The sequence below is a fragment of the Microcystis sp. M144S2 genome (assembly GCF_020246065.1).
Classification (GTDB): domain Bacteria; phylum Cyanobacteriota; class Cyanobacteriia; order Cyanobacteriales; family Microcystaceae; genus Microcystis; species Microcystis ichthyoblabe_A.
The window spans coordinates 43,898-69,220 of sequence record NZ_JADBTR010000044.1 but is presented as its reverse complement, the minus strand read 5'-3'; the positions used below and the strand labels follow the sequence as shown (position 1 = coordinate 69,220).

At 42.2% G+C, this 25,323-nt stretch carries 26 protein-coding genes and 1 pseudogene; 8 read left to right on the top strand and 19 right to left on the bottom strand.

The window, feature by feature from the left end; translation table 11 throughout:
* Positions 1-260: 260 nt before the first annotated feature.
* Complete coding sequence (locus tag IM462_RS05990) at positions 261-3,560, bottom strand: S8 family serine peptidase (RefSeq protein ID WP_287702666.1); 3,300 nt, start codon at positions 3,558-3,560, stop codon at positions 261-263.
* A 1,153-nt stretch (positions 3,561-4,713) separates the two neighbouring features.
* A complete protein-coding gene (locus IM462_RS05985; protein ID WP_287702664.1) occupies positions 4,714-5,781 on the bottom strand; it encodes an AI-2E family transporter in 1,068 nt (355 codons plus the stop codon).
* Between the two features lie 274 nt (positions 5,782-6,055).
* On the opposite strand from IM462_RS05985, the gene IM462_RS05980 reads away from it, so the two are divergent.
* Complete coding sequence (locus IM462_RS05980) at positions 6,056-6,823, top strand: ABC transporter ATP-binding protein (protein ID WP_287702662.1); 768 nt, start codon at positions 6,056-6,058, stop codon at positions 6,821-6,823.
* Between the two features lie 5 nt (positions 6,824-6,828).
* Here the strand turns inward: IM462_RS05980 and IM462_RS05975 are convergent, their stop codons facing one another.
* The 9 genes from IM462_RS05975 to IM462_RS05935 all read right to left on the bottom strand — a co-directional run bounded on the left by IM462_RS05975 (position 6,829) and on the right by IM462_RS05935 (position 10,958).
* Positions 6,829-7,134 carry a PIN domain-containing protein gene (locus tag IM462_RS05975; protein WP_002739492.1) on the bottom strand — a complete coding sequence of 102 codons (306 nt, stop codon included), beginning with the start codon at positions 7,132-7,134 and terminating at the stop codon, positions 6,829-6,831.
* Positions 7,131-7,415: a hypothetical protein gene (locus IM462_RS05970; protein WP_149988462.1), complete on the bottom strand. Its 285-nt coding sequence runs from the start codon at positions 7,413-7,415 to the stop codon at positions 7,131-7,133. The genes IM462_RS05975 and IM462_RS05970 overlap by 4 nt, the downstream gene beginning before the upstream one ends.
* 135 nt (positions 7,416-7,550) lie before the next feature.
* Positions 7,551-7,829: a YgiT-type zinc finger protein gene (locus tag IM462_RS05965; protein WP_002795314.1), complete on the bottom strand. Its 279-nt coding sequence runs from the start codon at positions 7,827-7,829 to the stop codon at positions 7,551-7,553.
* Positions 7,768-8,085 carry a DUF4258 domain-containing protein gene (locus IM462_RS05960; protein WP_002755280.1) on the bottom strand — a complete coding sequence of 106 codons (318 nt, stop codon included), beginning with the start codon at positions 8,083-8,085 and terminating at the stop codon, positions 7,768-7,770. Before IM462_RS05960 ends, IM462_RS05965 begins: the two co-directional genes overlap by 62 nt.
* A gap of 1 nt (position 8,086) precedes the next feature.
* Positions 8,087-8,302, bottom strand: coding sequence for a hypothetical protein (locus IM462_RS05955; protein WP_287702659.1), 216 nt, complete (start codon positions 8,300-8,302; stop codon positions 8,087-8,089).
* 230 nt (positions 8,303-8,532) lie between these two features.
* The gene (locus IM462_RS05950) at positions 8,533-8,784 is read right to left on the bottom strand and encodes a hypothetical protein (protein ID WP_002793757.1); all 252 of its coding nucleotides are present in this window, start codon (positions 8,782-8,784) and stop codon (positions 8,533-8,535) included.
* Between the two features lie 35 nt (positions 8,785-8,819).
* Positions 8,820-9,017, bottom strand: coding sequence for a hypothetical protein (locus IM462_RS05945; protein ID WP_002739967.1), 198 nt, complete (start codon positions 9,015-9,017; stop codon positions 8,820-8,822).
* 113 nt (positions 9,018-9,130) lie between these two features.
* On the bottom strand, positions 9,131-9,868 hold the full coding sequence (locus tag IM462_RS05940) for a PEP-CTERM sorting domain-containing protein (RefSeq protein ID WP_287702657.1): 738 nt from the start codon (positions 9,866-9,868) through the stop codon (positions 9,131-9,133).
* Positions 9,869-10,325: 457 nt separating this feature from the next.
* Positions 10,326-10,958 carry an HAD-IB family phosphatase gene (locus tag IM462_RS05935; protein ID WP_287702655.1) on the bottom strand — a complete coding sequence of 211 codons (633 nt, stop codon included), beginning with the start codon at positions 10,956-10,958 and terminating at the stop codon, positions 10,326-10,328.
* Positions 10,959-11,044: 86 nt separating this feature from the next.
* On the opposite strand from IM462_RS05935, the gene IM462_RS05930 reads away from it, so the two are divergent.
* Together IM462_RS05930 and IM462_RS05925 are read left to right on the top strand one after the other, a co-directional pair.
* Complete coding sequence (locus tag IM462_RS05930) at positions 11,045-11,863, top strand: carbon-nitrogen hydrolase family protein (protein WP_287702653.1); 819 nt, start codon at positions 11,045-11,047, stop codon at positions 11,861-11,863.
* Between the two features lie 564 nt (positions 11,864-12,427).
* On the top strand, positions 12,428-13,048 hold the full coding sequence (locus tag IM462_RS05925) for a hypothetical protein (RefSeq protein WP_002779196.1): 621 nt from the start codon (positions 12,428-12,430) through the stop codon (positions 13,046-13,048).
* Positions 13,049-13,060: 12 nt separating this feature from the next.
* Here IM462_RS05925 and IM462_RS05920 read toward each other — a convergent pair whose 3' ends face one another.
* Complete coding sequence (locus tag IM462_RS05920; RefSeq protein WP_287702651.1) at positions 13,061-13,222, bottom strand: hypothetical protein; 162 nt, start codon at positions 13,220-13,222, stop codon at positions 13,061-13,063.
* A 94-nt stretch (positions 13,223-13,316) separates the two neighbouring features.
* On the opposite strand from IM462_RS05920, the gene IM462_RS05915 reads away from it, so the two are divergent.
* Both IM462_RS05915 and IM462_RS05910 read left to right on the top strand, forming a co-directional pair.
* Complete coding sequence (locus tag IM462_RS05915; protein ID WP_002803037.1) at positions 13,317-13,778, top strand: hypothetical protein; 462 nt, start codon at positions 13,317-13,319, stop codon at positions 13,776-13,778.
* Between the two features lie 18 nt (positions 13,779-13,796).
* A complete protein-coding gene (locus IM462_RS05910; RefSeq protein WP_016517055.1) occupies positions 13,797-14,003 on the top strand; it encodes a hypothetical protein in 207 nt (68 codons plus the stop codon).
* Between the two features lie 284 nt (positions 14,004-14,287).
* Here IM462_RS05910 and IM462_RS05905 read toward each other — a convergent pair whose 3' ends face one another.
* Complete coding sequence (locus tag IM462_RS05905) at positions 14,288-15,505, bottom strand: tRNA nucleotidyltransferase/poly(A) polymerase-related protein (RefSeq protein WP_287702649.1); 1,218 nt, start codon at positions 15,503-15,505, stop codon at positions 14,288-14,290.
* 94 nt (positions 15,506-15,599) lie between these two features.
* Here IM462_RS05905 and IM462_RS05900 point away from each other — a divergent pair, with 94 nt between their 5' ends.
* The 3 genes from IM462_RS05900 to IM462_RS05890 all read left to right on the top strand — a co-directional run bounded on the left by IM462_RS05900 (position 15,600) and on the right by IM462_RS05890 (position 16,361).
* Positions 15,600-15,848 (top strand): Ycf34 family protein, encoded by a 249-nt coding sequence (locus tag IM462_RS05900; protein ID WP_002760106.1) that lies wholly within the window; start codon positions 15,600-15,602, stop codon positions 15,846-15,848.
* Between the two features lie 110 nt (positions 15,849-15,958).
* Positions 15,959-16,216 carry a hypothetical protein gene (locus IM462_RS05895; RefSeq protein ID WP_287702647.1) on the top strand — a complete coding sequence of 86 codons (258 nt, stop codon included), beginning with the start codon at positions 15,959-15,961 and terminating at the stop codon, positions 16,214-16,216.
* Positions 16,182-16,361 carry a PIN domain-containing protein gene (locus IM462_RS05890; RefSeq protein WP_002795919.1) on the top strand — a complete coding sequence of 60 codons (180 nt, stop codon included), beginning with the start codon at positions 16,182-16,184 and terminating at the stop codon, positions 16,359-16,361. The genes IM462_RS05895 and IM462_RS05890 overlap by 35 nt, the downstream gene beginning before the upstream one ends.
* Before the next feature lie 19 nt (positions 16,362-16,380).
* Here IM462_RS05890 and IM462_RS05885 read toward each other — a convergent pair whose 3' ends face one another.
* The 6 genes and pseudogenes from IM462_RS05885 to IM462_RS05860 all read right to left on the bottom strand — a co-directional run bounded on the left by IM462_RS05885 (position 16,381) and on the right by IM462_RS05860 (position 24,877).
* Positions 16,381-19,080 (bottom strand): DNA methyltransferase, encoded by a 2,700-nt coding sequence (locus IM462_RS05885; protein WP_287702644.1) that lies wholly within the window; start codon positions 19,078-19,080, stop codon positions 16,381-16,383.
* A gap of 206 nt (positions 19,081-19,286) precedes the next feature.
* Positions 19,287-20,744: a DASH family cryptochrome gene (locus IM462_RS05880; RefSeq protein ID WP_287702642.1), complete on the bottom strand. Its 1,458-nt coding sequence runs from the start codon at positions 20,742-20,744 to the stop codon at positions 19,287-19,289.
* A gap of 72 nt (positions 20,745-20,816) precedes the next feature.
* Positions 20,817-21,260, bottom strand: a pseudogene (locus IM462_RS05875) (ISL3 family transposase); the annotation flags it as partial.
* 753 nt (positions 21,261-22,013) lie between these two features.
* The gene (locus tag IM462_RS05870; RefSeq protein ID WP_287702640.1) at positions 22,014-23,216 is read right to left on the bottom strand and encodes a glycosyltransferase family protein; all 1,203 of its coding nucleotides are present in this window, start codon (positions 23,214-23,216) and stop codon (positions 22,014-22,016) included.
* A gap of 5 nt (positions 23,217-23,221) precedes the next feature.
* Complete coding sequence (locus IM462_RS05865; RefSeq protein WP_287702638.1) at positions 23,222-24,121, bottom strand: FkbM family methyltransferase; 900 nt, start codon at positions 24,119-24,121, stop codon at positions 23,222-23,224.
* Positions 24,122-24,127: 6 nt separating this feature from the next.
* Complete coding sequence (locus IM462_RS05860; protein WP_287702636.1) at positions 24,128-24,877, bottom strand: class I SAM-dependent methyltransferase; 750 nt, start codon at positions 24,875-24,877, stop codon at positions 24,128-24,130.
* Positions 24,878-25,323 lie beyond the last annotated feature (446 nt).

Here is a 25,323-nt window from a genome sequence, read left to right as displayed (position 1 = left end):
TAGACCTCTTGCATAAATCCGAAAACAAACGATAGAAACAATAATGGGAGGGACTTTCAGTTAATTATTTATTAGTAGTTGATAATCTTCAAAAATGTTGCTGTACAAGGATCGACTTAAGACTTTTGCAAGAGGTCTATTTCTGCATTTTGTTGAGTTTCTGCACAATCCAGATAAAAACCCTTTAAACATTTGAAAGACCGCCAGTCGCAGTAGGAGAAGAGTCTCCTACTGCCCGCAAACTTAAATGATCTCTCGATCTAGATCACTAGCACTGGTCTGGCCACAGCAATGTTGTAACCACTCAGTTGAATGATCGCATCATTAGCGGCTTGGAAACCCGCCACTCCATTATTGAGAGCGATAAAAGTACCACTTTGACCTCTCACTTTAAAAGCCGCCGCCGTGTTAGCAGCAAAGTTAGTGTTGGTTAAGACAGCTTGAATAGCGGCTGCGCTTAAATTCAAAGCTGTCCCTTTCGATGCGGTCAAAGTGATTGCCGCAATAGACCCAGGGGCATTAATGCGATCAAGACTAGCACCTGTGCCACTGTAGCCTTGAATAACATCAAAGCCAGTCAGCAGCGACTCACCGAGGGAATTGTAATTGAAAGTATCGGATCCCGTGCTTCCCGTCAGGGTATCTTTGCCAAGACCGCCTGTCAGGTTATCATTACCAGCCCCACCATCGAGGGTGTCGTTGCCTCCTAAACCGCTAAGGGTGTCATTACCTACCACTCCAGCCAGGGCATCGGCAAAGCTCGTCCCGACCAAGTTGTTATGGGCTGCGTTACCATCATTGTCAAGAATGGTGGCCGTAGCAGCGCTAGGTCCACTAATCGTGTAGCCGACGGGGGCGGTAATTCTGGTGATGATGGTTTCACTGGGATCACTCAAGAGGTCATCTTTGGTGGGCAGAGTGATGGTAGCATTGCGGGAACCCGCCGCAAAGGTGACGGTGTTACGAGTAGTGCCTGTGTAGTCCACACCAGGAGTCGCTGCCCCCGCCAAGGTGTAGTTAACCGTTAAGGCACTGGAGAGGTCGCCAGTGCGGGTCAGGGTAAAGACACTGCTTACTGAACCTGCTTCCTTACCATCGGCGGTTTTGGCGATCGAGATTGTTTTCGTCGATCCGCCCCCCGTACCAATAAGCATTGACCAACCACCAGCAATAGTTCCCACGTCTAATCCCGCGTCATCCACAACATAGAGGCTCCAGGTTCCATTGGGGTTGATGCCGTTGAATACGGAGAAATCCGTACCGTAGGGGCCACCGGGAGCGGGCGAGTTAAAGAAATCACCGGTTCCAAAGTTTGTGGCCTTATAACTGCCACTGGTAATTAGCCCTGAATCAGGCAAGAAGGAGGTTGCCGTCGGATCAAAGGTGAGACTGACATTACTGACATCACTTGAGCCACCCACATCGGACATTAATAGGGCTTTGGTTCCCGTGGGACCCACCAGTAATACATCAATATCATCGGGCCAAGTATGGCTCAGGTTTGTCAGCGTTACTTTCAGGCTATTAATATTACCGCTTAAGCCTGAAACATTAATAGTGGAAGGATAGGGGGTACTGGAACCACTATCAGGAATAGTAATCGGGTTAGGGTTACTAAAAATCGGTAGGGTTTCTTCGGAAACAATCGTTCCTGTGGCTGTTCCGGGTGAACCGCCAATATAACCGGTGCCACTATTAACCGTGAGAGCCACTGTTTCGTTGGCGATTTCGGCAATAGTGTCAGCAATGGGATCAACCACGACCGTTGCCGTTGTCGCACCAGCAGCAAAAGTGACGGTTCCCAGTTTTGTCGTCGGGTTAAAGGTGACAGCACTACCTGTTAATACGTTGTAATCGGCTGGGTCGCTTCCCACCGGGGCGGCGTTGGCTATGCCACTCGCCCCGAAGTTAACGGTCAGGGGAGAACTCAGGTTTAAGTTAGTGCGAGTAAAGGTATAAACCAAGTTAGTCACACCGTCTTCCTGCACAGTGGCCGGACTGACGCTGACGGTTACAGAAGGTAAGTTAGCCGCCGCCAAAGCGTTAAACACATTGAGCCGCTTACCAGAAACCGTTCTCCCTGCTAAAGCCGCAATAGAATCCCCCGTATTCATTAAGGTGTTTTTCACCTGTTGGGCTGTCCAAGTGGGATTTTGTGACCACAACAAAGCCGCCGCCCCCGCCACATGGGGACTGGCCATGGATGTGCCTGAAAGGGTCGCGTATCCACCACCAGGAGCTAGACTGTAAATGTCTGAACCAGGCGCACCCAAATCTACGCTGTTTAAGCCATAGTTGGAAAAGGAAGAGAGAGCATCGGTGCGGGTGGTGGAAGCAACACTAACAATGTTGTCAAGATTGTAGGCCGCAGGATACATGGGATTAATATCTGCGTTAGCCGAATTATTACCAGCCGCCGCAATAAATAAAGCCCCCGCCTGACCCGCCGCGTTAATCGCATCGTAGAGCGCTTGATTAAAACCGCCGCCTCCCCAGGAATTATTGGTGAGCTTAACTCCTTTGGCCGTCGCATAGTTAATTGCCAAGATGGCATCGGAAGTCCAGCCTGACCCCGTATCATCAAGGAACTTCAGTGGCATGATTTTGGCATTCCAAGCCACCCCTGTCACGCCGACCCCATTATTTCCTTTGCCTGCGATAGTTCCAGCCACATGGGTTCCGTGACCATCAACATCACCCGGGTCATTGTCGTTGTAGGCAAAGTCCCAACCGCGAATGTCATCAACGTAGCCATTGCCATCGTTGTCAATGCCGTCGTTGGCAATCTCCCCTGGGTTTGTCCAGATATTACCGGCCAAATCGGGATGGCTGTAGTCCACCCCCGAATCAATAACCCCAATCACTAAATTAGGATTGCCTTTTTGAATATCCCAGGCTTCCGGGGCATCAATATCGGCATCGGGAGTACCGCCACTTTGTCCGGTGTTATGCAATCCCCACAGTTGACCAAAACTGGGGTCATTGGGGAATGTCGCCTTCGGAGTGATTGTGCCTTTCGTCAGAATATAGTCGGGTTCAATGTATTCAAAAATCGGATTGGAGCGATATTGTGCCAGAATCTTCTCCACAGAGAGCGACCCCGATAACTTCCAAACCTCTGCCCCCGTTAGTTTAATCTTCTGGGTGCTAACAGCACCAAAGAGGGACTGAAACTGAGCAACTTGGGCGCTGGCGATCCCTTGCTTAAACTTGACAATCAGTTGATTGGGAGCATAAGGAGCAGGGGTGCTAGTTGCCGGCGGTTTTAGCTCTGAGGTGACGGGAGCGGCACTGGGTACAGAGGCAAGACCCAACCCTGGACTGGTGGGATAACGAGAAGAGTCAATACTAAGAGAAGCGGGAAACAATGGGGAACTCTTAGCAGCAGGGGAGGCTGAAACCGTAGGAGCCTCCGAGGAGACTGTAGATGGGGAGGGGTTAGAGTTCAGGACTGCTAAGGGAGAAGTTTCCTTCGATACAGTTAAATCGTCGGAACCGGTTAAATCAGCCGTGATTGGGAAGGATTGCTCAAAACTCAAAGAATCTTCTAGAGATGACATATCTGTACTAGATAAGTTGGAACTTACTTGTGTTGTCTTCATCACCAGGCACACCCCATTTTCCGAAAATTAATCGGTCAATTACTTGGGGGTGTTGGATTGTTTCTGTTTTCTCTTTATGGTTAGGGAAAAAGACTAGCCCAACTTTTCTGCCCTGGGGCTAAATCTCTTGTTTGCTTACATCATAAATGGACAGGTTCTAGGAAAAAATAAATTTTTTCTTAAATTTATCCAAGAGCCTGATGAGTCACAGCAAGAAAGACAGCATTATTGAGAATGAAAAAACGTGGAAGTATTAAGCTGCCTGTGCATTTAAATTACTTCTTGAGACGCAGTTAAAATTCGTTGCGTAAATGCGTCCTAGCTTACTAGGTCAGGGTTTCTCAATCAACCGAGTAAATACTAAGACTATTTTTCAAAAACTGTAGCCCAATTATAAAAAAGATAATTAAGTGGATAAATTGCCTCTTATTGTTTCTGTGTGTAAGGGAGAATAATAGAAGTAATTCTCGAAAATATGGTCTTTAAAGCCTTGCCTAGCAAGATTTGTATAAATAATAAAAATCAATAAATACACCAAGTTTATCAGAGACGATAAATGGGTAATATTTGGGGGATAAAAAATAGTTTTTTGTTCAAAAGCTGGCAAACTTTGTCATAGTTTTTAAACTGATCAACGAATTAAATTTTTTAAATGTAAATCAGTAATTTTCCTTGTTTTTCTATTAATTACCAGCCAAATATACACCTTTATCTTCTTACAATAAACCAACCACCACATTCAAATCACGGCTCTCTTGGATTTGGTGGGTAAAATGTATTCTAAGATACATTCCTCCTAGCGAGGGGGTGGAACGAACCACAGAGACACAAAGGACACAAAGATCGATCGCTTCTATGGTAAGTTAAGCTGATCACACAGAACCTAGAAGAGCCAAATCACTACCTATGTCTTAAATTGAACATTCTCCTCACCTCAGTCCGGTTTCTGCGGTTTGATTGCTTGCTGTCACCAACTGAAGAAACCTTCCCTTTAGATGAGCCTACTTTTACCTCAATCTGCTTAACCGGAACCGTGGCTAAATTAATCTTTTTTTCCTAAGTTCCCTGGAAAGATTAAGGTAAAAATTAGACATATCCGCCCTTAGATTGGCTAATCATGGCTATTTGCCACTGGTTCGGGGCTATCCTCGCCAATCCAAGCCCTAACTAACTCGTAGCAGAGACCGAGCAGAACCGGCCCGACGAACAAACCGATAATCCCGTAGGCGATCACTCCCCCGAACACCCCGAGCAGAATCACCACCATGGGAATGGGCAGACCGCGGCCCATTAAAATCGGCTTGAGGAAATTATCCACCAAGGTGGCGGGAATCATCCAGATGGTAAATAATAGGGCGATGGAATGGGGTAGTGTTACCCAAGCGTGAATCAGCGCCCCCAAGACAATCAAACCGGGGCCAATTTGGAGAATGCCCAAAATTAGGGTGAGGAGAGTTAATAAACCGGCCGCAGGCGTTCCCACCGTTACTAAACCGATGCCGATCAAAAGACTCTGGATAATAGCAACGCCAATAATACCGCGGCTAACATTGCGGACGGTGGAGGCGGTAAGACCGGCCAGCGCAATTCCTCGACCTGGGGCAATCTTTTCCGCTAACCGGTTCATCGGGCGAGTCAGATTTTTAGCCGAGAGGGTGAGGGCTGCCGCAATCAGAATCGAGGCGATAAATTTCAGCACCGTCAGACCGGTACTGGTGGCCAGAGAAAGGGAGATTTTTCCCAGTTCTTTTAATTGTGGCTCGAAGCGTTGAAGAAATTGACCTGTGTTATCGGATGCCTGCTGCCAGAGACTGGCAATCCTTTCGCCAATTAGCGGCCAGGTGGCCACATCGTCGGGGGGAGGGGGAATCACCGCCGCACCAGTATCGATATACTCGGCCAGCGTTCGCAGATTACCCGCCAGAACCGCTGCAATGCCACTCACCGGACCGATAATAATCCCTAGACAAAGTAGGGTGAGGAGAACTGCGGCTAGTTTCGCCCGGCCAGCGAGTAACTTTTTTAACCAGAGAAAGATCGGATACCAAGCGATCGCTAGAATTGCTCCCCAGAGGATCATGGTTAGGAAGGGACGCAGCAGGGTAAAACCGGCAAATAACAACAGGCCGAGAAAAAACAGCCGGATGACGAGATCGATAATTTTAGCGTCATTTTTCATCAATAGCGATCGCCTTTTGGCTAGATGAGGACATTTCTGCAATTATGGCAGTTTTTCGTTATCGGTAGTGATTCGCTGGTAGTGGTGAGCCGTCTTGCTGATCTGGTGGGGATTGTGTAGAATGTTTCCTGATCAAAATAACTGCCCGATAAATCTTGACAACTGATTCTTTCAGGGTAAATCTCCTGAGAAATATCTTTTTTTTGGTCGGTGCAATGCTTACTTGCAATCGTCTTGATCGAGTAAAATCGACTAATTTAATCTGTTAACAAGGATGCAAGCAAATTTATTAGAAGTGCGCGGAGCCACCCGTCGATTTGGGGGATTAGTCGCCGTCGATGGGGTTTCCTTTCAGGTACAAAAAAACGAGATTTTTGGCTTAATTGGACCCAATGGGGCGGGAAAAACGACTTTATTTAATCTGATCACCGGTTTAATTCCCCTATCGAGTGGTGATTTAATTTATCAAGGCGACAGTCTGGCGAATTATCGTCCTCACCAGATCGCTCAGGCAGGAATTGCCCGTACTTTCCAGAATTTGCGCTTATTTGGTGAATTATCGGCTTTAGAAAATGTTGCGATCGCTGGTCACATTCACAATGGCTCCAATCTCTGGACGGGAATTTTCGGTTTACCAGTTTCGAGAAGGGAGGAGGAAAAAACCTATAAAAGAGCAGCGGAATTATTAGATTTAGTTGGATTAACCGACCAAAGCAATCGCAAAGCCCGTAATTTAGCCTATGGCGATCAAAGACGCTTGGAAATTGCCCGCGCTTTAGCTTTGCAACCCCAGTTATTACTCCTCGATGAACCAGCAGCCGGGATGAATCCCAGCGAAAAGGGGTCATTAAGTCAGCTAATTCGACAAATCCGCGATAATTTAGCTTTGACTGTCCTGTTAATCGAACATCATGTGCCTTTAGTGATGGGATTATGCGATCGCATTGCTGTGTTAGATTTCGGTAAGTTAATCGCTTTGGGAGATCCAGCTACAGTCAGGGAGAATCCTGCGGTGATTGAAGCTTATTTAGGGGATGAATAAGGATTTTAGATAATTTGTCCTTGTTGGCGTGCCTGCGCCCAAAATAAAGCAGCTTTTCGCATTGCATCCGTTGTAATGGCTAGGTATTCTATTGAGTTAGCTAACTCATCCAGTCGCTTAATTCCTTTAATCTTGTTAGCGCGTAACAACTCTCGACGCACCTCATAATCAGCAATTTCTGGAAGAATAACCCTAATACCTGCTTTAATTAGTGTTTGTAGCCAACAATTACAAGCTAGACTTTCAGGCGCTCGCTTAGGATTAGTAATTAAACCGATAATTCCCGTATCTAATAAAACTACTCTATTCACCAAGTTACTCCCTTTAGTTCAGCCGGAAATAAAGGACGCTCAGATAAACGATCTTGATCGAGTGCTTCGATTAAATATTCACCGGTTTCTTGTTGTTCTTGTTCATCTTCTTCATCAATCCAAGATTGAAGTAAATTAACCAGTTTGGTCTGTTTTTCTTGTTCTAAAATAGTATCTTTAAGTAGCTTGAGGACATAATCTTCTAGAGAAAGACCTTTCTCCGTCGCTTTTTGGCTGAGATATTGTTCGATTTCCGATGTTAAATTAAGAGTTAGTGGCATGGGCTTGACTTGAATCAATTTATCGTGTCTTTAACTATTATAAACAAAAAAGCGATCACACTCTACAAATATAGCGCAATCGCCCCTAATTTAAGACTTCAATTGTTGCTCGATTTGCCAGTTTTCTATTAAACACTAACTAGCAAAGTCAAATACTGGTGTTTCAATTACCCGTTTTGGTCGCTTATTTTCCCAGACAATTTCCTGCAAGCGTTCGACAGTTTCTGGTGCAAAAAAACGCTCTCCCGTTTCTACACAGACTCTAGCGGGGACATTTTCTATAATAAAAAAATTGCCATTGATTTCAAGGGTATAGGTAACTTCTTGTTCAATTAAGGTTTCTTGTCTAGAATTAGTTGACATCTGGTGTTCTCCTTGATTTAAAATCAATCCATAAATTTGGATCGGGTTCATATAGGGTAATAATTTTGAGCAAAGGGCGAGAGGGATAGCTACAATGAATGTGTAAGGCTCTATTAATTAGAGTAAATCCCAAAAGTAAACAGCTTGCACCATACTTATCAGCTGGATAATCTTCAATAATTTCGCTTTGTTCCATCGCCTCCCGTAATTCTTGAACACTGATCTGACGCAGGATACTTTGATTGACAGCGTGTTGAGAAAATTCCAATTGGTTTTGTCTAACTTTTTGACGAATTTCCTCAATCATTTCAGTGATAGCCGCCTTTAATTTGATCGTAAATATCCGTCGCTGTCATTTCACCAAATAACTGATCTTTAGTTTCTAAATAATTTAGAGGTTGGGATGCTGTTTCTCTTAGAAAGAAAGCCGCTTTAGCAATTCCCAATCTCTCTACGAGAGCTTTAACTCCCTCTTTTCTAATTTCCTCAATCTCAGGAATCGTCAAATCTGTTTGAATTTTCATAGTAATTTTTCGGCTCTCCCGTATTTGTGGTGATAAGAAAAGGTTATCTAAGGGAGGGTGTATGCCATACGCCCCTACAGAAAAGGAATTTGCCAGGCTGTACTAGGATTATAACACAAAAAGCGATCGCCCTCTACAAATATAGCGTGATCGCATCTAATTCGAGACTATAGCTTTATTCGCCATTCCCTTCGCTTTCTTATAAATACTCAATCCCGCCCTGCATTTTGTCAGGACTCAGCCTTTAGGTTAGCCTGTACTGTAGAAGCAAGAGTTTTGTTATCTCGCATTACTCTGATCAACAATCTTAATGCTTCGTTAACCGCATCAGCAGTGGGAAACATTTCCGCGACATCAGGCTCCAAGCGCACAGTGACTCCACCAAAGCTTTTTCTTCCAGAGCCTAACTTTCTAACTCGGAGGTGCTTCAAGTCATACTCTGTCCGTAAATCATCTTCCATTTCTGGCTCATCCCTCTTCATAAGCTTCTCGTTCGGTTTGCGTCACTTCCCTTGCACTAATGAGACTCATACCAGTGTAGTTCAGCTTTGCGGATTTCTCCATTAGGAAATTGAACTAAGCCGACTCCTTTTAGCTTTCGCCATCGACGACCCCCAAACTGCGCTTTTAGCCTTCTGAGTTCACGAATAGAGAGGTTGACGGCGATAATCTCTATTTCGGTTAGTTCTCCAATCAACTCAAAGCCATTACCCATCTCATCATTCTAACAAAGATTAATAAAAATGTGGAATGTCTCCCCAAAAAAGCGATCGCACTTTATCAATATAGAGCGATCGCTGCTAATTTAAAGCTAGATTTGCCAGTTTTTTATTTTAATTTGCGCTTCCAGGCTGCACCCGCACCCAAAGCACCGATGGCAAGTAAACCTAAGACTGAAGCAGGTTCGGGTACAGTTTGATTGTTACTTTGATTGTCAGTAGTAAGGCGAAAAGTATCGAATGTCCAAGCTCCACCTTGTGGATCTGTACCACTTGCAATTTGTAAACGCATACCTAATGACGACCACCCATTTGCGATAGCGTTATTGAAAATTGAAGTAATATCGAAACTCAACGTATTCCCTACAGAAAGACCCGCAGTATTGAAAGTTCCGACAGTTCCAATGGATGGAGCTTGATAGTCGGAGATATCCTCTAAATTATTACCTTGATAGGCGACGATATTGATATTTCCTGTAAAGGGAAAGTCATTCTCACCTGAGAACAATCCTCCAGCTTTGAATACATCGAAGGTAACAAAGGCTGAAGTTGCAGTACCCAAGCCAGCCATATTGTATTCAGAAAGTCCGCGAACTTCCTCAGAAAAGAAATCACCAACCTCAGCTTTTCCAGCCGGATTACCAAAAGCGCCGCCTGTATTAGAATGATAATGTGTTCCTACAGTCTGATCACCTTCGCTGCTAGCAACAGAATAGGTGAATCCGTTAGTGATAGTAACAGCTTGAGATGCGGGTGCTACTATAGCAGAAAAGGTGCTAAGGGCGAGAAATGCTGCCGATCCAGTAACAACCGTTGAAAATTTTTTAAGCACAGTCGAAGTTTTCATACTCAGAAACTTTCCTCAAAACAAACAAACAAACAAACAAATGTTCTGACTGACCTTTAAAGGAGAAAATCTCAAATTAAGCGACATTGGCAAGGGAGAAAGACTGATTTTTTCAAAATTGCCAATCACTAAATTTTAAGTTAGTTCCTCAATGACAAAACAGAGCAACAACGGGATTTTACCCCCCCCCGATTTTGTCAAGTGTAAACCAACACAAATTTACAAAAATTTATAATTATTGTTACCCTTGAGAGTAGGGTAGTAAATCTCAATTTGGTCGAAATATCTATATTACAGGGCGCACGCAGTTCGATAAACTCACTGACCACAGTGCGCTCCTACCATTGGCGCAATAATATTATTGTAGGGGCGAATTGCATTCGCCCTCTTTGATCCCCCGTTAATCCAAGGAGGGTATCTGACAATTTTTAACCCCTACCTAATTAACAGCTAATCCCTAATCTCTCAATAACAGATATTCGCGAATCTCAAAAAAGTTATCCCAAGGAATATAGGGGTGATTTTCCGCTTGCAGATAATCGATTAAACGATCCCTAGCAAAAACTAGATCGGCCCTTCTAGCCATGGTAATATCGGTAACGGAATCACCGATCGCAATAGTTTCTACTCCCGAATATTTGGACATAATCAAGGCTTTAGCCACTAATTCCGTCTCATTTTCCCAATCGGAATGAACTTGCAGATATTCCCCTTGAGTATGAAGATTGACCCCATAAATTGCCGTTACCTTATCTAATAGTCCCTCCCGTTTTAAGACCGTTTCAATCATGCCTTGGATGCCACCGGAGATAATAATAAAAGGGATGGATTGCTCCTGTAAAAAAGCGAGGAATTCGGCTAATCCAGGGCGAATTGGCTTGCTTTCGGCATAGGCGAGAATATCGGCGTATTTTTGGCTCGGTATCGACTCTAGCAGTTGACGGACACCCCGGCGCAGAGTCAGAGTGCGGGCGTACATTTGGGGCATAATTTGGGCCGATAAATCGGGGGCGAATTCTTTGAGCATACCCGCAAAAGTTTCCACGGCGGTGATAGTGCCATCAAAGTCACAGAAAACAATTTTACTCATGGGGTGACAAAATATCTGAAATTGGATATAATCGAAGGTTATGATTAATTTTACAGAGATTATCCGACTCTAGAGCTTCAACCCCCATGAAATCCTATCTCGCCGCCGCCATTCAAATGACCAGTCAGCCGGATTTAGAGAAAAATCTCGCTGCCGCTGAAGAATTGATCGAACTTGCCGTGGGTAAAGGGGCGGAATTAATCGGTTTACCGGAGAATTTCGCTTTTATGGGGGCAGAAACCGATAAAATCGCCCAGGCCGAGACTATTGCTCGAAAAGCCGATAAATTCCTCCGCACCATGGCCCAACGGTTTCAAGTGACCATTTTAGGGGGTGGTTTTCCCGTGCCGGTGACGGGTATTCCCGATAAGGCTTATAACACCGCTATTTTAGTCGATGGCAACGGTGCGGAATTAGCCCGTTATCAAAAAGTCCATCTCTTTGATGTCAATGTCCCGGATGGTAACACCTATCAGGAATCGAGTACAGTCATGGCAGGAATCGATTTACCGCCGATTTATGGCTCCGATAGCTTGGGCAAAATTGGCCTCTCGATTTGCTATGATGTGCGTTTTCCCGAACTCTATCGCTATTTATCGCAGCAAGGAGCCGATGTTTTATTTGTACCCGCGGCGTTTACAGCTTTTACAGGGAAAGATCATTGGAAAGTTTTGTTACAAGCGCGAGCGATCGAGAATACTTGTTATATAATAGCTCCCGCTCAAACGGGCAATAATTACGAACGCCGTTACACCCACGGTCACGCTATGATTATCGATCCTTGGGGTGTGGTTTTAGCCGACGCGGGGGAAGAAGTGGGGGTGGCAATTGCCGAAATTAATCCCCAACGTCTGCAACAGGTGCGACGACAAATGCCTTCCCTGCAGCATCGTGTTTTTGTTTAAAATTCGATTCGACAATTTTGTCGATAAAAACGCCTAATTTTGGTATTTAACTCGGTAACCTAATTAGTTAAGCTAAAAGCTTTGATGTACTGAGTTTCTAACCTTCTTTGCCAGATTCTCAGGGTAAGCTCATCTAATAAGGATGTAGTCGATTTATGCCACCCGATCAAACCATACCAAGTAACGAAGAACTAGGTAAAAATATCCGTAAACTTTATTAACAATCTTCCTTGAAAATCTCTTGACTATCGCACCCCGAATCAGGGATTATATAAAGATGTAGCGTTTCTCGTCAAGGTGAATTGTAAATTAAACCTTGCCGAAGTAAGAATTCTCAGTTGCGAAAACATACCTCATATATCCGAGAAACGCTGTAGAGCAGACAGGGATGCAATTCAGACTTGAATTGGCGAAATTCAAGTCTTGACTCTATTTATTGTCAACTTCAGTCCAAAAATACTCTGATGGTTGGACAAATATGCTCTCTGGACTTGTTCTAACAAGATTCCGGGCTAAATGAGAAATAATCCCATTTAGCTTCTCTAGACCGTTAAGGAGAAACCGATGTCATCTTATACCACAGAATCAGAAAAAATTGATTTTCCGAAAACCCTAGATATAGCCACCGTTTGCGTCTATGGGCTAGGAATCCTCTCGGCGGGCCTATTTTTATTTCTGCCCTTCGTCAACCTGCTGCATCCGAGTCCGTGGCAGCGATGGCTAGGCACAATTCACGGTTTTGGTTCCCTATTAGCCCTAGTCGTGATTGTTTACGCTGGTCATCTCGCTTTTCCCCTGCTCAGAGGTTCTGGCAAAATTTTGCGGCAAATGCGAACCCTCACCTTCTGGTCCACCGTCCTCGCTTTTTTGGCGATCGCCACTGGCAATTTAGCCTATATGCGCTATCGGGCCGGTTTAGAATTTGGCGGTGCGCGGGCATGGCTAAAGGAAAATTCGCCCCTCGGTCAATACGTCCTCATGGAATACCACGAATTCAGCGTCCTTTTTATCCTACCCCTAGGCGTGGCCTGCACTTGGATTCTCTGGAAATACGGCGACTCAATCCTAGACAAAGCTAATCGACCGGTGTTAACGGTCACTTGCATTGCCCTGATGGCGATGATGTTTTTTGCCATGGGTGGACTCGTTAGCGGCCTCGGTGTTGCCAAAATTCACGCCCTGTAAACCCTTATTTAGCTACTTTACCTCAAAAGTGAACAAAATTAAACTTTTGCTCGTTTTAGCTACGTTTTTCGGGTTATCTATCGCCGCTCCCGCCCTAGGGGGTGTAAACTTAGCCCCGATGGTACGGATACGAGGGCGGCCAGCATTAGCAACCAAAGTCAAATCGTCGGTCATTTCCCTACTGCTGGTAATACGGTTGGGGACTTTTAGCGGTGGGACTTTTCGGTTTTAGACACTTACGAACTCTGAAAAAATAGGAACAAATCTGATGACTCAACGTTACGTCGATAGTCCTTGGTATGGAAAAATCTGGGCTTTTTTAAAACAATTTCCCCAAGGTTTAGCCGAAGGTGCCAAACGTTCCCCTGCCACTTCTGGCCCGGCAGCGGCGGCGATTATTAGTGCTGGTATTGGCTGTTTTTTAATGATGGTTGCTCACCATTTTTCCGATGCAGACCATTCAAAAGCCGTAGAAACTTTTCTTTGGAATTTGGGTAGTTGGATACCTGGCAGTAAAAATCCTAGCAAAATGTGGGGCAATATCGGCAGTTATAGCGGCAAAGAAACGATGTTATTAATTGGCTGGTTAGTCAGTTGGCCGATACTGCATTATCTTTGGAAAGATCGCCAGATAAAAGCTAAGACCATTCTCTTTTGGTTTTTTGCCCTCATGATTGCCGCCACGGCCATGTCATGGCATCCACTATTTCCCTATTTACCCTTAACTTAAAGCCTAGGAGGTGACAAAATGAACGCTCAAGTTAGAAAGTTTTCCTCGCGTAAAATGCACGATATCGTCTGGATATTAGTGGGACTTTTTGGTTTATTTGCCATTACTTTTCCCCTGGCTATGTGGCGAGTGAGCAATATGGAAAAGTTTCAAGGTTCTCATGTGAAATCTTTAGTCGTAGAAGGAGAAAACGCTCCCCAATCTTCACAGCTTAAAACTAAATAAATCTCAGTTTTGGATAATCTGAGTTTTGGATAAGTCGAAACCCTGAGACTCAATCCGAATCTAAAACTCTGATTAACAGACAAAACTCTCCAAACTGTGAACAATTGCTAAGTAGGTAGGCGTTAAAAATTATCAGATGCCCCCCTTATTAAGGGGGATCCCCCCGCCTATCGGCACCCCCCTTATCAAGGGTAGATCCCCCCGCCTATCGGCACCCCCCTTATTAAGGGGGGCAGGGGGGATCGAACCTAAAATCCATTTTTAATTTAATTATAACCAACCACTTATAATAACTTTTTAGCAAAATCGATCGCCTCCTGAAAAACTGTGACTTGGCCCTCAATTTGGGCAATTTGTACCTCGGTTAATAACTTACCGATAATCGGACTAGGTTTCAGGTGTAAATGGTTAATTAAATCATCGCCCCTTAATAAAGGTCGGGGATGGGCGATAATATTATCGGGATCGAGATAGGAAGTCAACAGAGAAGCGACGATATTTTTGTTAATCCCCATCGATAGAGCAAAAAGGGCAAAGATAGGAAATACTTTTCCCGTATTTAGATAAATAAAATACTGTTCCCGCAGACTTAAATTATCTGGCTCCTTGAGAGGAGGTAAACACTTAATTACCGTGATTACCGTGCGAATTTCCCCCCTAGAATACTTGAGATCGATTAACTCTTTTTCCGCTTCTGCTAAAATATCCGATACCAATAGGGCCAATTTTGTCAACTGCAACTGAGAAGGGGAAAAGATAAATTTTTCTGGTAACAAAGATTCTAAAAATCCCGCTGCCGCTTCCACCCCCATAACTCGCTCCATTTTTGCGGGGGTAATCCGACGCAACCAGAGAGATAATAAGCCATCTTCCCAGGCACTTTTTAGCCATTTATTGCCACGGGAATTGAGCAGAAGGTAATTCAACTCGGATTGTACCCTTTCGGCGGCTACACGGTGCAATAAAGGGGCAAGAGAACGAATAGTTGCACGGGTATGGGGTTCGATCTCAAAGTCCAATTGAGCCGCTTGTCGATAGGCCCTTAATAATCTTAAGGGATCATCTTGGAGATTTTCCCTGGAAATCATCCGCAGGGATTGGCAGCCTAAATCTTTTAATCCCCCTAAAGGATCGAAAATTTCTTGGGTGTGGAGATTATAAGCGAGAGCATTAACGGTGAAATCCCGTCTTTTTAGGTCTATTTCTAGAGATTCTCCCTCCTGTTGTGCGAAATCAAGGGTCCCCTGGGGAAAAACGACGCGAGCAATTTGACGAACGGCATCTAAAACCACAAAACCCGCTTTATAATGATGGGCAATAGTTTGGGCAATTTCGATCGCTTTTTCGGGAACCACAAAATCTAGGTCAATATAGTCTTTCTGACGGTTTAATAAAGCGTCTCGCACAGCACCACCGACTAAATAAGCATTTTCTGGCAATTCTTGCCGATTAATCGCAAAAACTTCTTTAACTAAACTATCTAGGTTTTTTTGACAAGACATCGAGAAGATAAATTTACAAAAATATAATTTTTACCGGCCCTATTTGGGGAGAGACTGAGCTAGATTAACGGAAAAGACTTATAGAGTTAAACCTATGTGTATTTGTATTAACTGCTATTTTGTTGATCGCTGTCTCACCTATCATGCCGTAGAAACACAACATCAGGAACGTCATCTCACCGAGACACCGGACTTTGAAGCGAAGAACCCTTCTATTAACGTTAACATTCGCACCAAGGAAGATTATATCGAAATGGAGTGGGATGTGGTGGGTTGTGAAAGCTTTTTGCGCGAAACCGGTAAATGGTCTAGTTTGCGGCCGGGTGAACCAATTCCCACCTAAAACACCTGAACTACCCATACATATCTACTACAAGAGCCGAAAGTTAATCCCCAAATATGTCTTGGACAGCCAACGATTCGAGGAATGCGTAATTTAAGAGCGAGGTATTTATGGATAAAGAAGAAGAACTACTTGAACAATGGCGAGAATTGACCCCGGAAAAGCAACAAAAAGTTTGGCAATTTGTTCAAATACTTAAATCTGAGTCACAAACAACACCAGAAGCTAAATTTATTCCCCAAACACCATTAAGCAAAAAGTTATGGGAAATCCGACATCGGGCGATCACAGCTGGATTGCAACTGCTCAATGAAGAGGAAATAGAACAAGAACTTGCTGCACGTCGAGGAGGGTGCAGTGAGTCATGAAATTGCTGGCACTTACGGTTTAGCGGCGATGGATGCACTTCATGTTGCTGCTGCGCTGCAAATTCAAGCTGATGAACTAATCACCACCGAAAAGCCAACCAAACCAATGCACCGAGTCAGGGAAATTCAGATTGTTTCAATCTAATGTAAGGGGTTAGAGTAATCTAAGAGTAAGGGGACCAGGGACCGATGACGGTTTCTCCTCGCTTCTCTTTTTCTGCTAATTCCAGGTTTAAGGTTAATAGTTTCTCTAAGATGTCGTCGTCAGCTTGGAAGTGATATGCTTCCATCACTAGCTTGTCTAATTTCTGATGGATTTGATACAGTTGGCTACTGGGTTCGTTAAAGAATTGGTTATATAGTTTAGTGATTCCCCATTGTTTTTTCTCCATCTGTTGGCTGCGGTATTCGTGTAATTCGTTGGCGGTTTGACGGATTTTTTCGACAAGTTCCTGTGAAGGTTTCTGGGGAAAGGGGAAGGTTTCAAAACAGGTGTTATGGGTGTAGCGTGTTGTTTCTCCAAGAGTTGAACTTTTGGCTTTTACCCAGAGGCGATGAATGTTAGATGTCAGGATACCGAGAATGTAGAAATCATCAGAAGCAAGAACAATATTTAAATCTCCAGGAAGCCAGTCAAGGGGTGCTGGAATAAAAACCGCCCATTTAGAGACTCGTGGGACTGCAAAGTAGCAATCTAAAGGTTTAATTGCTGTTCTCATTTCAGGGCGAGGACGTAAAAATATCCACCAAAAATCACGTGCTTTCTTATCACGATTTATCTCTCTTTCTGGCTTAACATTTACTTTAATATGCTCAAAAGGTAGTTTATATTCACTAGCATCCTCCAAACTCATATCATTAAAATCAATAATCCAGCGTTCTGGCTTACCGTGAGGATTTTTAGCTAGATTTGCTCCCATTGAAAACAACTTAAGGACATCTGTATTTTTAGGTTCTTGTTTAATCCATTCATCAACTTGTTTTTCACTAACTAGAAAACCTTTACCAACAGGAATCACTCCTTGAAAACATTGACTAAGATTAGCTTTTAATCGTGGAGATTTAGAGACATCTAAAGTCGGTTTTAAAGAAGAATTAATCTGAGAAACTGGATGATTATCTAAATAATAACTTACTGGTTCAACTTTACTCCAATTGACAATACTAACATGAACAGTAGCCTCACCAGACCAAGGCTGAGTAGAAATCGCCTCATGAATGTGTCCACCATTGTGAGTAATATAATCCAACGCTGCTACACGACTTTTCCCTTGACTAATAGAATTAGTTCCGACTAAACCCGCCCTTCCTTTCTCGTCTAATTGATTATGTGCTAGACGAAACCAATAGGAACAAAAATCAACCGAGTCTTTAACCTCAGAAAACCTCGCAAACACTTTATTAACATAATCATCACTGAGATTTAATCTCATGTGTTTACCTCCCAAAAATGGAGGATTACCGATAATTGCGTCCGCTTTTTGCCAATCCGTAAACAAAGCATCAGCACAAATAATATTACTATCCAAAGTATCCAAAGGTAAAGAAGCTTCCGTCAAATTAAACCTATCAATCGCCACCTTCCGGGCAATCATTAAAGTCACCCGCGCCAACTCTACAGCAAAAGGATTAATATCCATTCCATAAAACTGTTTAGGCGTAACAAAACTAATCTGTAATTGGTCACTAGCAGAACGACGACGGTTAGCAATCTTTTCAATTAATAACTGTTCAATGCGCTTTAATTCTTGATAGGCGACATAGAGAAAATTACCCGAACCGCAAGCCGGATCTAATACCTTATACTGCTGTAATTCTAACTGAAGTGTATTTAACTCGCCAATCGTCCCAGCTTGCTCAATTTTCTCCTCCCAGTAACGGCTAATAGTTGGGCGAACAATTTTCATAATATCCGCTTCTGAGGTAAAGTGCATTCCGTAGGTGTGGCGTTCTTCAGCATTAGCTGTCCCCTCAAAAATATTACCAAAAATTGCCGGACGGATCTTACTCCAATCCTGACGCGCCGCCACATCCAGAAACCTTAATTCTTCATTAGTTAATTGAATTGGATGAATTATACTAAACAGTCCCCCATTAAAATAATCCACTCCCTGATATTTACCAACGGGGGTAATTCCGGGTTGGTTCATCTGTTGAAATAATCCCCCCAAGACATCATAGGAATTGCCCCCATTTAGACATTCTTGTACACAAGAAATAAATAAATCTCTCGGTAATAATCCTCGATCCTCAGCAAACATTGCTAATACACACTGCAAAATAAATCGCTGGGCCGTCAACTCATCAAAACCGCTTTTCTGACCGCGTTTTTTTAACAGTTGAAATAACTCACCCATCCGCCGCGCCGCCGTTTCTGTAATCTCGACTTGATTATTCTGAAAGATAGGGGTACGATTCCCTACTTCCATAAAATTGAATGCACTGACCCGATTTTTTAAATCGTTGAGATTTACTCGATCTACCGGTTCATCTATTTGAAGATCAAAATCAAAAATCCAGAACTGATCAAAATTACATAATAAGACATAGCGAGGGCGATTAGGAACCAATCGACTCCAGTATTCAAAAGCTTGGGGATAGTGCTTACTTAAATCTTCTCCTCGCTTTTTCATTTCAATTAAAACACGAGGTTTCCAAACTAAATCAGCAAATCCTGTTTTACCTTTCTTGCTACCTTTAGTAATCGCCTCCTCATAGGTTGCACCCGCTTCTAACGCACCTTTATGACCAAAAGCTCGAAAGAAACGGTCTAGGAAAATCTGAGCTTCTTTCCTTTCTTTGCCAGTAATGTGCTGTTGACAAAAATCAATAAATTCCTGTAAGCTTTCAAGAGTAGTAGTCATCTTTTGCCTTTCTATTGGAGTAGGGTGGGCGTTGTGGTGCGATCACTATCTTACACGATAAAATAAAGGAACTGAGTTGAAATCGAAGTCAAGCCTATGCCAATTCGAGGCGTTGCTGAATCAAGGTATGAATGGCAATTGTGCATCGTATCCAAAAGTTATTTTGGGTCTAGGTTTTAAAAATCCCACAAGAGAAGATTCATATCTCAAATCAGCAACGACTTGGCGAGATAAATTTTTTCGTTGTGTTTAATTGATTGAAAAAAATCGACAATAGGACGAGGATAATTAACCCCTAAAATCACCCCATAACGCTTTTGTTCCTCCAGAGATAATTTATAAGGTTCGTGAATTTTATCGCCTTTTATTAGGGCTAATTCGGGCAACCAGTGACGTAAATAATCACCTTTGGGATCATAATCTTTCGACTGTTTCGGGATATTAAAATAACGAAATCCTCGTGCGTCATTACCGACACCAGCAGTGTAATTCCAATTACCCCAATTACTACAGACATCGTAATCAACTAATAATGACTCGAACCATTCTGCTCCCATACGCCAATCAATACCGAGATTTTTAGTCAGAAAACTAGCGACATTTTGCCGTCCACGATTTGACATAAATCCTGTAGCAGCTAACTCTCTCATATTAGCATCTACAAGGGGATAACCAGTTTTTCCCTCACACCAAAGATTAAATCTTTGCCAATCTTCTAGCCAAGGTAAATTAAGTTCTTGCAAACCAGATTTATAAAAGATTTTATTCCCGTGTTTACTGCCAATAAATCGAAAAAAATCTCGCCATAATAATTCAAAAATTAGCCAATAAGTAGAGTCATTTTTTACTCTTGTTTGCTCATATTTTTGTACTTCTTCATAGATATAACGGGGGGAAAGACAGCCAAAACTTAACCAAGCTGAGAATTTTGAGGAATAATTAGTCCCTAACATTTCATTGCGGGTTTCCTTATAGGTTTTTAAGGAATCACTATCCCAAATATATTCTTTAACCCGTGATTTTCCTGCTACTTCACCCCCTTGAAAAGACAAAACATCTTCCCAGTCTAGAATTAGTTCTGTTAAGCCTAAATCGTTTAAACTAGGAAGGGTTCCCAAATCTATTTTAGGTAATTTTGTCAACTTTTTCGGACTGGGATAAGTTGTTCTTATTTCCCAATGACGTTCTACTTGTTTACGAAAATTAGTAAATAATTCCGGCAGTTGATTAAGGGTAAAAGGTAAATCATCAGGATGATATAAAGTGGCTGTCCAAAAAGTTTTTATCTGCACAGGAATTATAGATAAAGCCTTATTTACAGCTTTTTCTACCGCTAATTCCTCTGCTGTAACCTCTTGATGATAATAAACTTTCGCTATCTGTAATTCTTGAACTAATTGCGGGATAATTTCTTCGGGTTTTCCCCGTCGGATAATTAAATTACCGCCTAAATTTTCCAGAGATTGTCGCAAATCTGCTACGCTTTCTAATAAAAATTTAGCTCGGAACTTGCCAGTTTTTGGAAACCCGTAGGAAGTAAGACCAAATTGACGCTCATCAAAACAATAAAAGGGAATTATCTCTAATTGTTCTTGAATGGCTCGATAAATTGCCTCGTGATCGTGAACTCGCAGATCATTACGATACCAGATTAAAACCCGCATTTAACATTAATTAAAAGTTGATAAGTAAGTAGTTCTAATTAAAGGGTCTTCGTTACTCTCTATGCTAAAACAACATACAAGATGCCAAGATAACATACTTCTAACCCAAAAATTACGAAAGTTTCTAAAGCCATAGCCTCTCCGTTTTATTAGTTTAAGTTTATTGTTGATTCCCTCGACCACCCCATTCGTTGTCCTTCGCTCGAAATAACTAATGATTTCTCCAAACCAGTTTCGGATTGTTTGACAACTCTTGGTAAAAATACTGGAGGATTTTGCCAACCATTCCGAGATGGATAGCAGTCCTTCTGTCGCATTCTTTGAGGTCTTGTCAATCTTTCTAAATTCTTCCTTTAATTCGTGCATCTCTTTCAAATTTTGGAAAGTTTTTTTGATAGCTTCTAGTTTGATTTTTTGGGGTTCCGTTAAATCTTCTTCATTTTTTAACCGGCTATATTTACTTCGCTTGAAAACTTCTAGCTTTGCTTCTTTTTTCGCTTTCTGTTTTTTATTTTTCGATTCGAGCCGTCAGACTATACCGATATTTTCTAGGTGTAGATAGCCTTGAATAGAGGTTCCTTCTAGTTTCAAAAATTTGTCAAGTATCATAAGTAAAATACTCTGGTTTTTGGCTATTATATCAAATCTTAACTCTATTGTCTATCTTTTGGTATTAACCCGTTTGTGCCTCAAGTCCTTCTCTGTATAGATTTCAGCTATTTTTGGGCGTAGGCACTCTCATCGAATTTTATTTTAAGTTAATTATTTGCATAACAATTCCCGAAGAGCCAACATATATTTAAAAGCTTGGCGGTCACTTCTCATTTTACCTGACAGTGATCGCTTTTACTTTTGACATTCTGATGGGTGAATGAAACAGCCCTACCCTAGCTGGCACTGAGAAAACCCTCACCAGCTAAGTATTTTTACTCAAGTCTCTAGAGGGGGACGACCAATGTGACAGTTAAGGGTGCGGAATGTGGGATACTATCTATAGCGTTTCCTGTTCGCACGAGGTACATTATCGATGTTAAAAAGCTTAATCAGCAAAGGTCTAAAGGTGCCACACAGGTGTGAGAACTGCTATATCTAGGGCTTAAGGATTACTTTATTCTCAATAAGCTCTGCTTCTTGCTGTGACTAATTACAAAAATGTTATATCATTTTTCAAAAGTAATGACAGACTTAGTTGATCATTTCAAAGCGTAATCCCTCTCGGAGAAAGGAATTGCACTTTCAGATGTTAGTCACGACTATTGAAAATTGGTATTACAGCAATTTTACGAGTTCTTGAAAAGCCGATTGTAAACGAGTAATCGAGTGTAACTGCCTATAACTATCAAAATCTGGCTCGATCGAGAGCCTACCACTAGAGAGTTCCGTCCGCAATTGTTCTAAAAGACTGACACACTGAGCAATATTTCCCGCCTCAATTGTGTATCCTAAATGAAACTTTTTGACTCTTTCTCCTATACAGTATTGCTGGTTGGCGATCACGAGTTTCTGAAAACAAGCTGCTTTGATGAGCGTGTTACTACTATAGGGAAAATTTTCTCGTACAGCAAACAAAACATCAGAGATTTTGACCAAAGCATTAAATTGCGACTCGCCAGGAATTTTCGTCAGATAAAAAAAACAATTCTCTGGTTCTGAGCAAAAAAATGATTTAATTGTCTCGATTTCTTGAGTTTTAATCCCTACTGTTGATAGATTTCCTGCAAAAACAAATAACCAACCTTCGGGAAATCGCCTAGATAATTCTACAAAAGTTGACAATCCTTTGTACTCACTCAAGCTTCCGAGCAAACTTATTATTCTTTTGCCCCTAGCTTTAGCGGCAATATCTTTGACTATCTGCCAATCTAAATCTGGGGGCGATTCATCGGCAAAATCAGGAAAAGCTATGACTGGTTTAGCGATTTTTCCTTGAAGTCTATCGGCAATACCTTCGTCTAGCACCGCGACACCTGGACAGTGCTTAGATTTCAAGACCGCAAGGGGATCGAGAATACCTCGCCGAATTTGCTGATATTTCAGAGTTTTCCGCAGGGATGGTTGAAAATACAATCCAGACCAAGGATAGGGAAAAATGCGATCGCTGGTAGCTGCCGTTAAATAAAGAGCCAAATAACTGTCCAGCCAGGCAAAAAAGGTTAAATCTGGTATTTTGCCCAGTTTTGTGGCGATTTTTTCCATAATCTTCGCCACTTGTTGCCAACGAGCGATCACCAATTTTCGCAGCTGCCATAGCCGTAGAGGGAAGTAGGGTAATAGGGGTTCATTTAGTTCAAAGCAGTGAAGACGATTAGTCAACTCTGGACAACAGCCAATAATCCATTGATTTACTTCTTCTGGTGCGGGACAAAGGACAATTACCTCATGTCCCAATTCTAGCAATGTCTTGGCGAAAAACTTCAGGTAGGTGGGGTGGTGGCCTCCCCACAGGGGATCAACTAGGGCGATGGTTTTCAAGGCTTTTAACTCTGCTTAGATTTCTGTGATACAGCTACGAACATATGATTGCCTATACTAACCTTACTTATGTCATTTTCAAGCAATGGCTCAAGCTGGCCGTAGGAACCCAGTTTAAACCAATTATAGCCACAATCTTTAAGCATTAAGATAATGTCTGAAGGGTGATAACCAAAGGCTTTTGACATTTCATCGGTAATTTCTATTAAAAGTCGAGAGATTTTTTGGGATTGAAACATTTCCAGCATTCCCTTAAGTACAAGGTATTCTCCGCCTTCAACATCAAGTTTCATTAAATCTATATGCTGTACATTATTCTTTTGTAACCAGGTATATCCCTGAAAAAGTTGAACTGGTATTGTCTTAAATTTATCGGGAGCTGCTGAAGGATGAATAATCTTGCCCAATGAGTTATAAACTTCCATTCCAGGTGCGCCTGAATTGAATTCTACAATCTCATCTTTTTCTCCAAAACCTGCCTGATGTATTTCAAGGTTATTAAATTTGTTCAACTCCTTATTTTTTTTCAGTAGATTGAAGGCAAAGTCTCCCGGTTCAAAAGCTATAACACGACCGCTTGGAGTTACTATTTTAGAGCAAAACAGCGAGAAGTAGCCAATGTTAGCACCAATATCCAGAAAAGTTTGTCCAGGTTTGAGATGATCGCCGATGAAATCAAGTGATTCAGGTTCAAATATATATTTAGTATAGCCAATTTTAAAGTACATATCTGGGTGAATTACCATTGGCAGATTGATTCCTGGCATTACATCCACCAACTCTTGACCTTTGGCTTTTGCCGATTCTAATTTAAGCTGATTTTGCCGAAAAAGATTTTGATCTAACTGCAATCGTCGGGCTATTGCTCTTGTTAACCTTCTTGAAAAAAATTTTAGGTTGTTCATGCAATGTCAGTTATGTCTTACTTGGTGTTGTATAAGTTCATCTGTCAACATTTCATTGTCAAGTTTAGTCCTCGAAGCAATAAATATAGAACGACTCAAACCTTGATGTTTTTCTGGATGATTCCAGTCTAGAGGAAATTCCTCATGATTAGGTTGTGTTCTAGGGATGTAAACATAATCAAAATGATTTTGTAAACGAGAAAATATCCATCGTCGTGTTGGACGACATCCCACACCAGAAAAAGCCTGAGTAGGGTTAGCTTGTATTTCTTTAACAGGGTTTATCTGTTCACTATCACCAAAAGAAACACAAGTTTCTAAAAAAAGAATTTTTTGACAAGATTGACTGAGAAAATCCAAGGCCACATCAGGATTTTTCAAATGGTAGAGTAATCCATAGCAATGAACTACATCAAATGGACTATTTTCAATTGGCTGAGGAGAATCCAAATCTAATCTCAAGATATTAACTCCGGGGTAACGCAAGACAAGATAATCAAGATTATCTTGTCTTGTTTCTGTTATCGTAATTTGGCACTCTCTGTCTAGATAGTAATGAGAGTGATCACCTATCCCTGCTCCCACTTCAAGTACTGACATACCTCTTACAGGTATGTTAAGGCTGGCCAAATGTTCAAGTCGTCTTGCATTATGCCTTAAATAAGCATTTGAGTGAAAGTGAAAAACAGGATCATTATTTTTGACTATTTTGTATCTCAGGTATTTAAAAGTCTTCTGAATAATATTTTTGAACATGACTTAAATCCTCTAAGGTTTCTATGTTTATTTTTATTTGAATATATGGGCTTTTTAGTAACTCAAAAGCTTTCTAGGAAAAAAAATTCAAGAATTTTTTCTAAAAATCGTGGTTACTGTTTAGAGGGTTAGGGAGTAAATAAGATTTTAGCCTTCCCCCTATAAAACTGGGCGGCTAAAGTCACAGCAGTGCGATAACGTGTCTGAAACCCGCCTTGTTCCCAATACCTTCCCAAACTTCCATCCTATTGTATCACACCTACTGTTCAATGACAACCTCGGCTTGTAAATGATTATATGGCAGATGAAAGATTCCACAGAAGATAAGTAGTCGTGCAAAATTAATTTCCTAGTCGAGACAGGAGACAGGAGACGGGAGACGGGAGACAGCTATTAGGGATCGGATTTGAGTTTTCAGTTCACTGTTTCCTCACACCAGAAGCCTG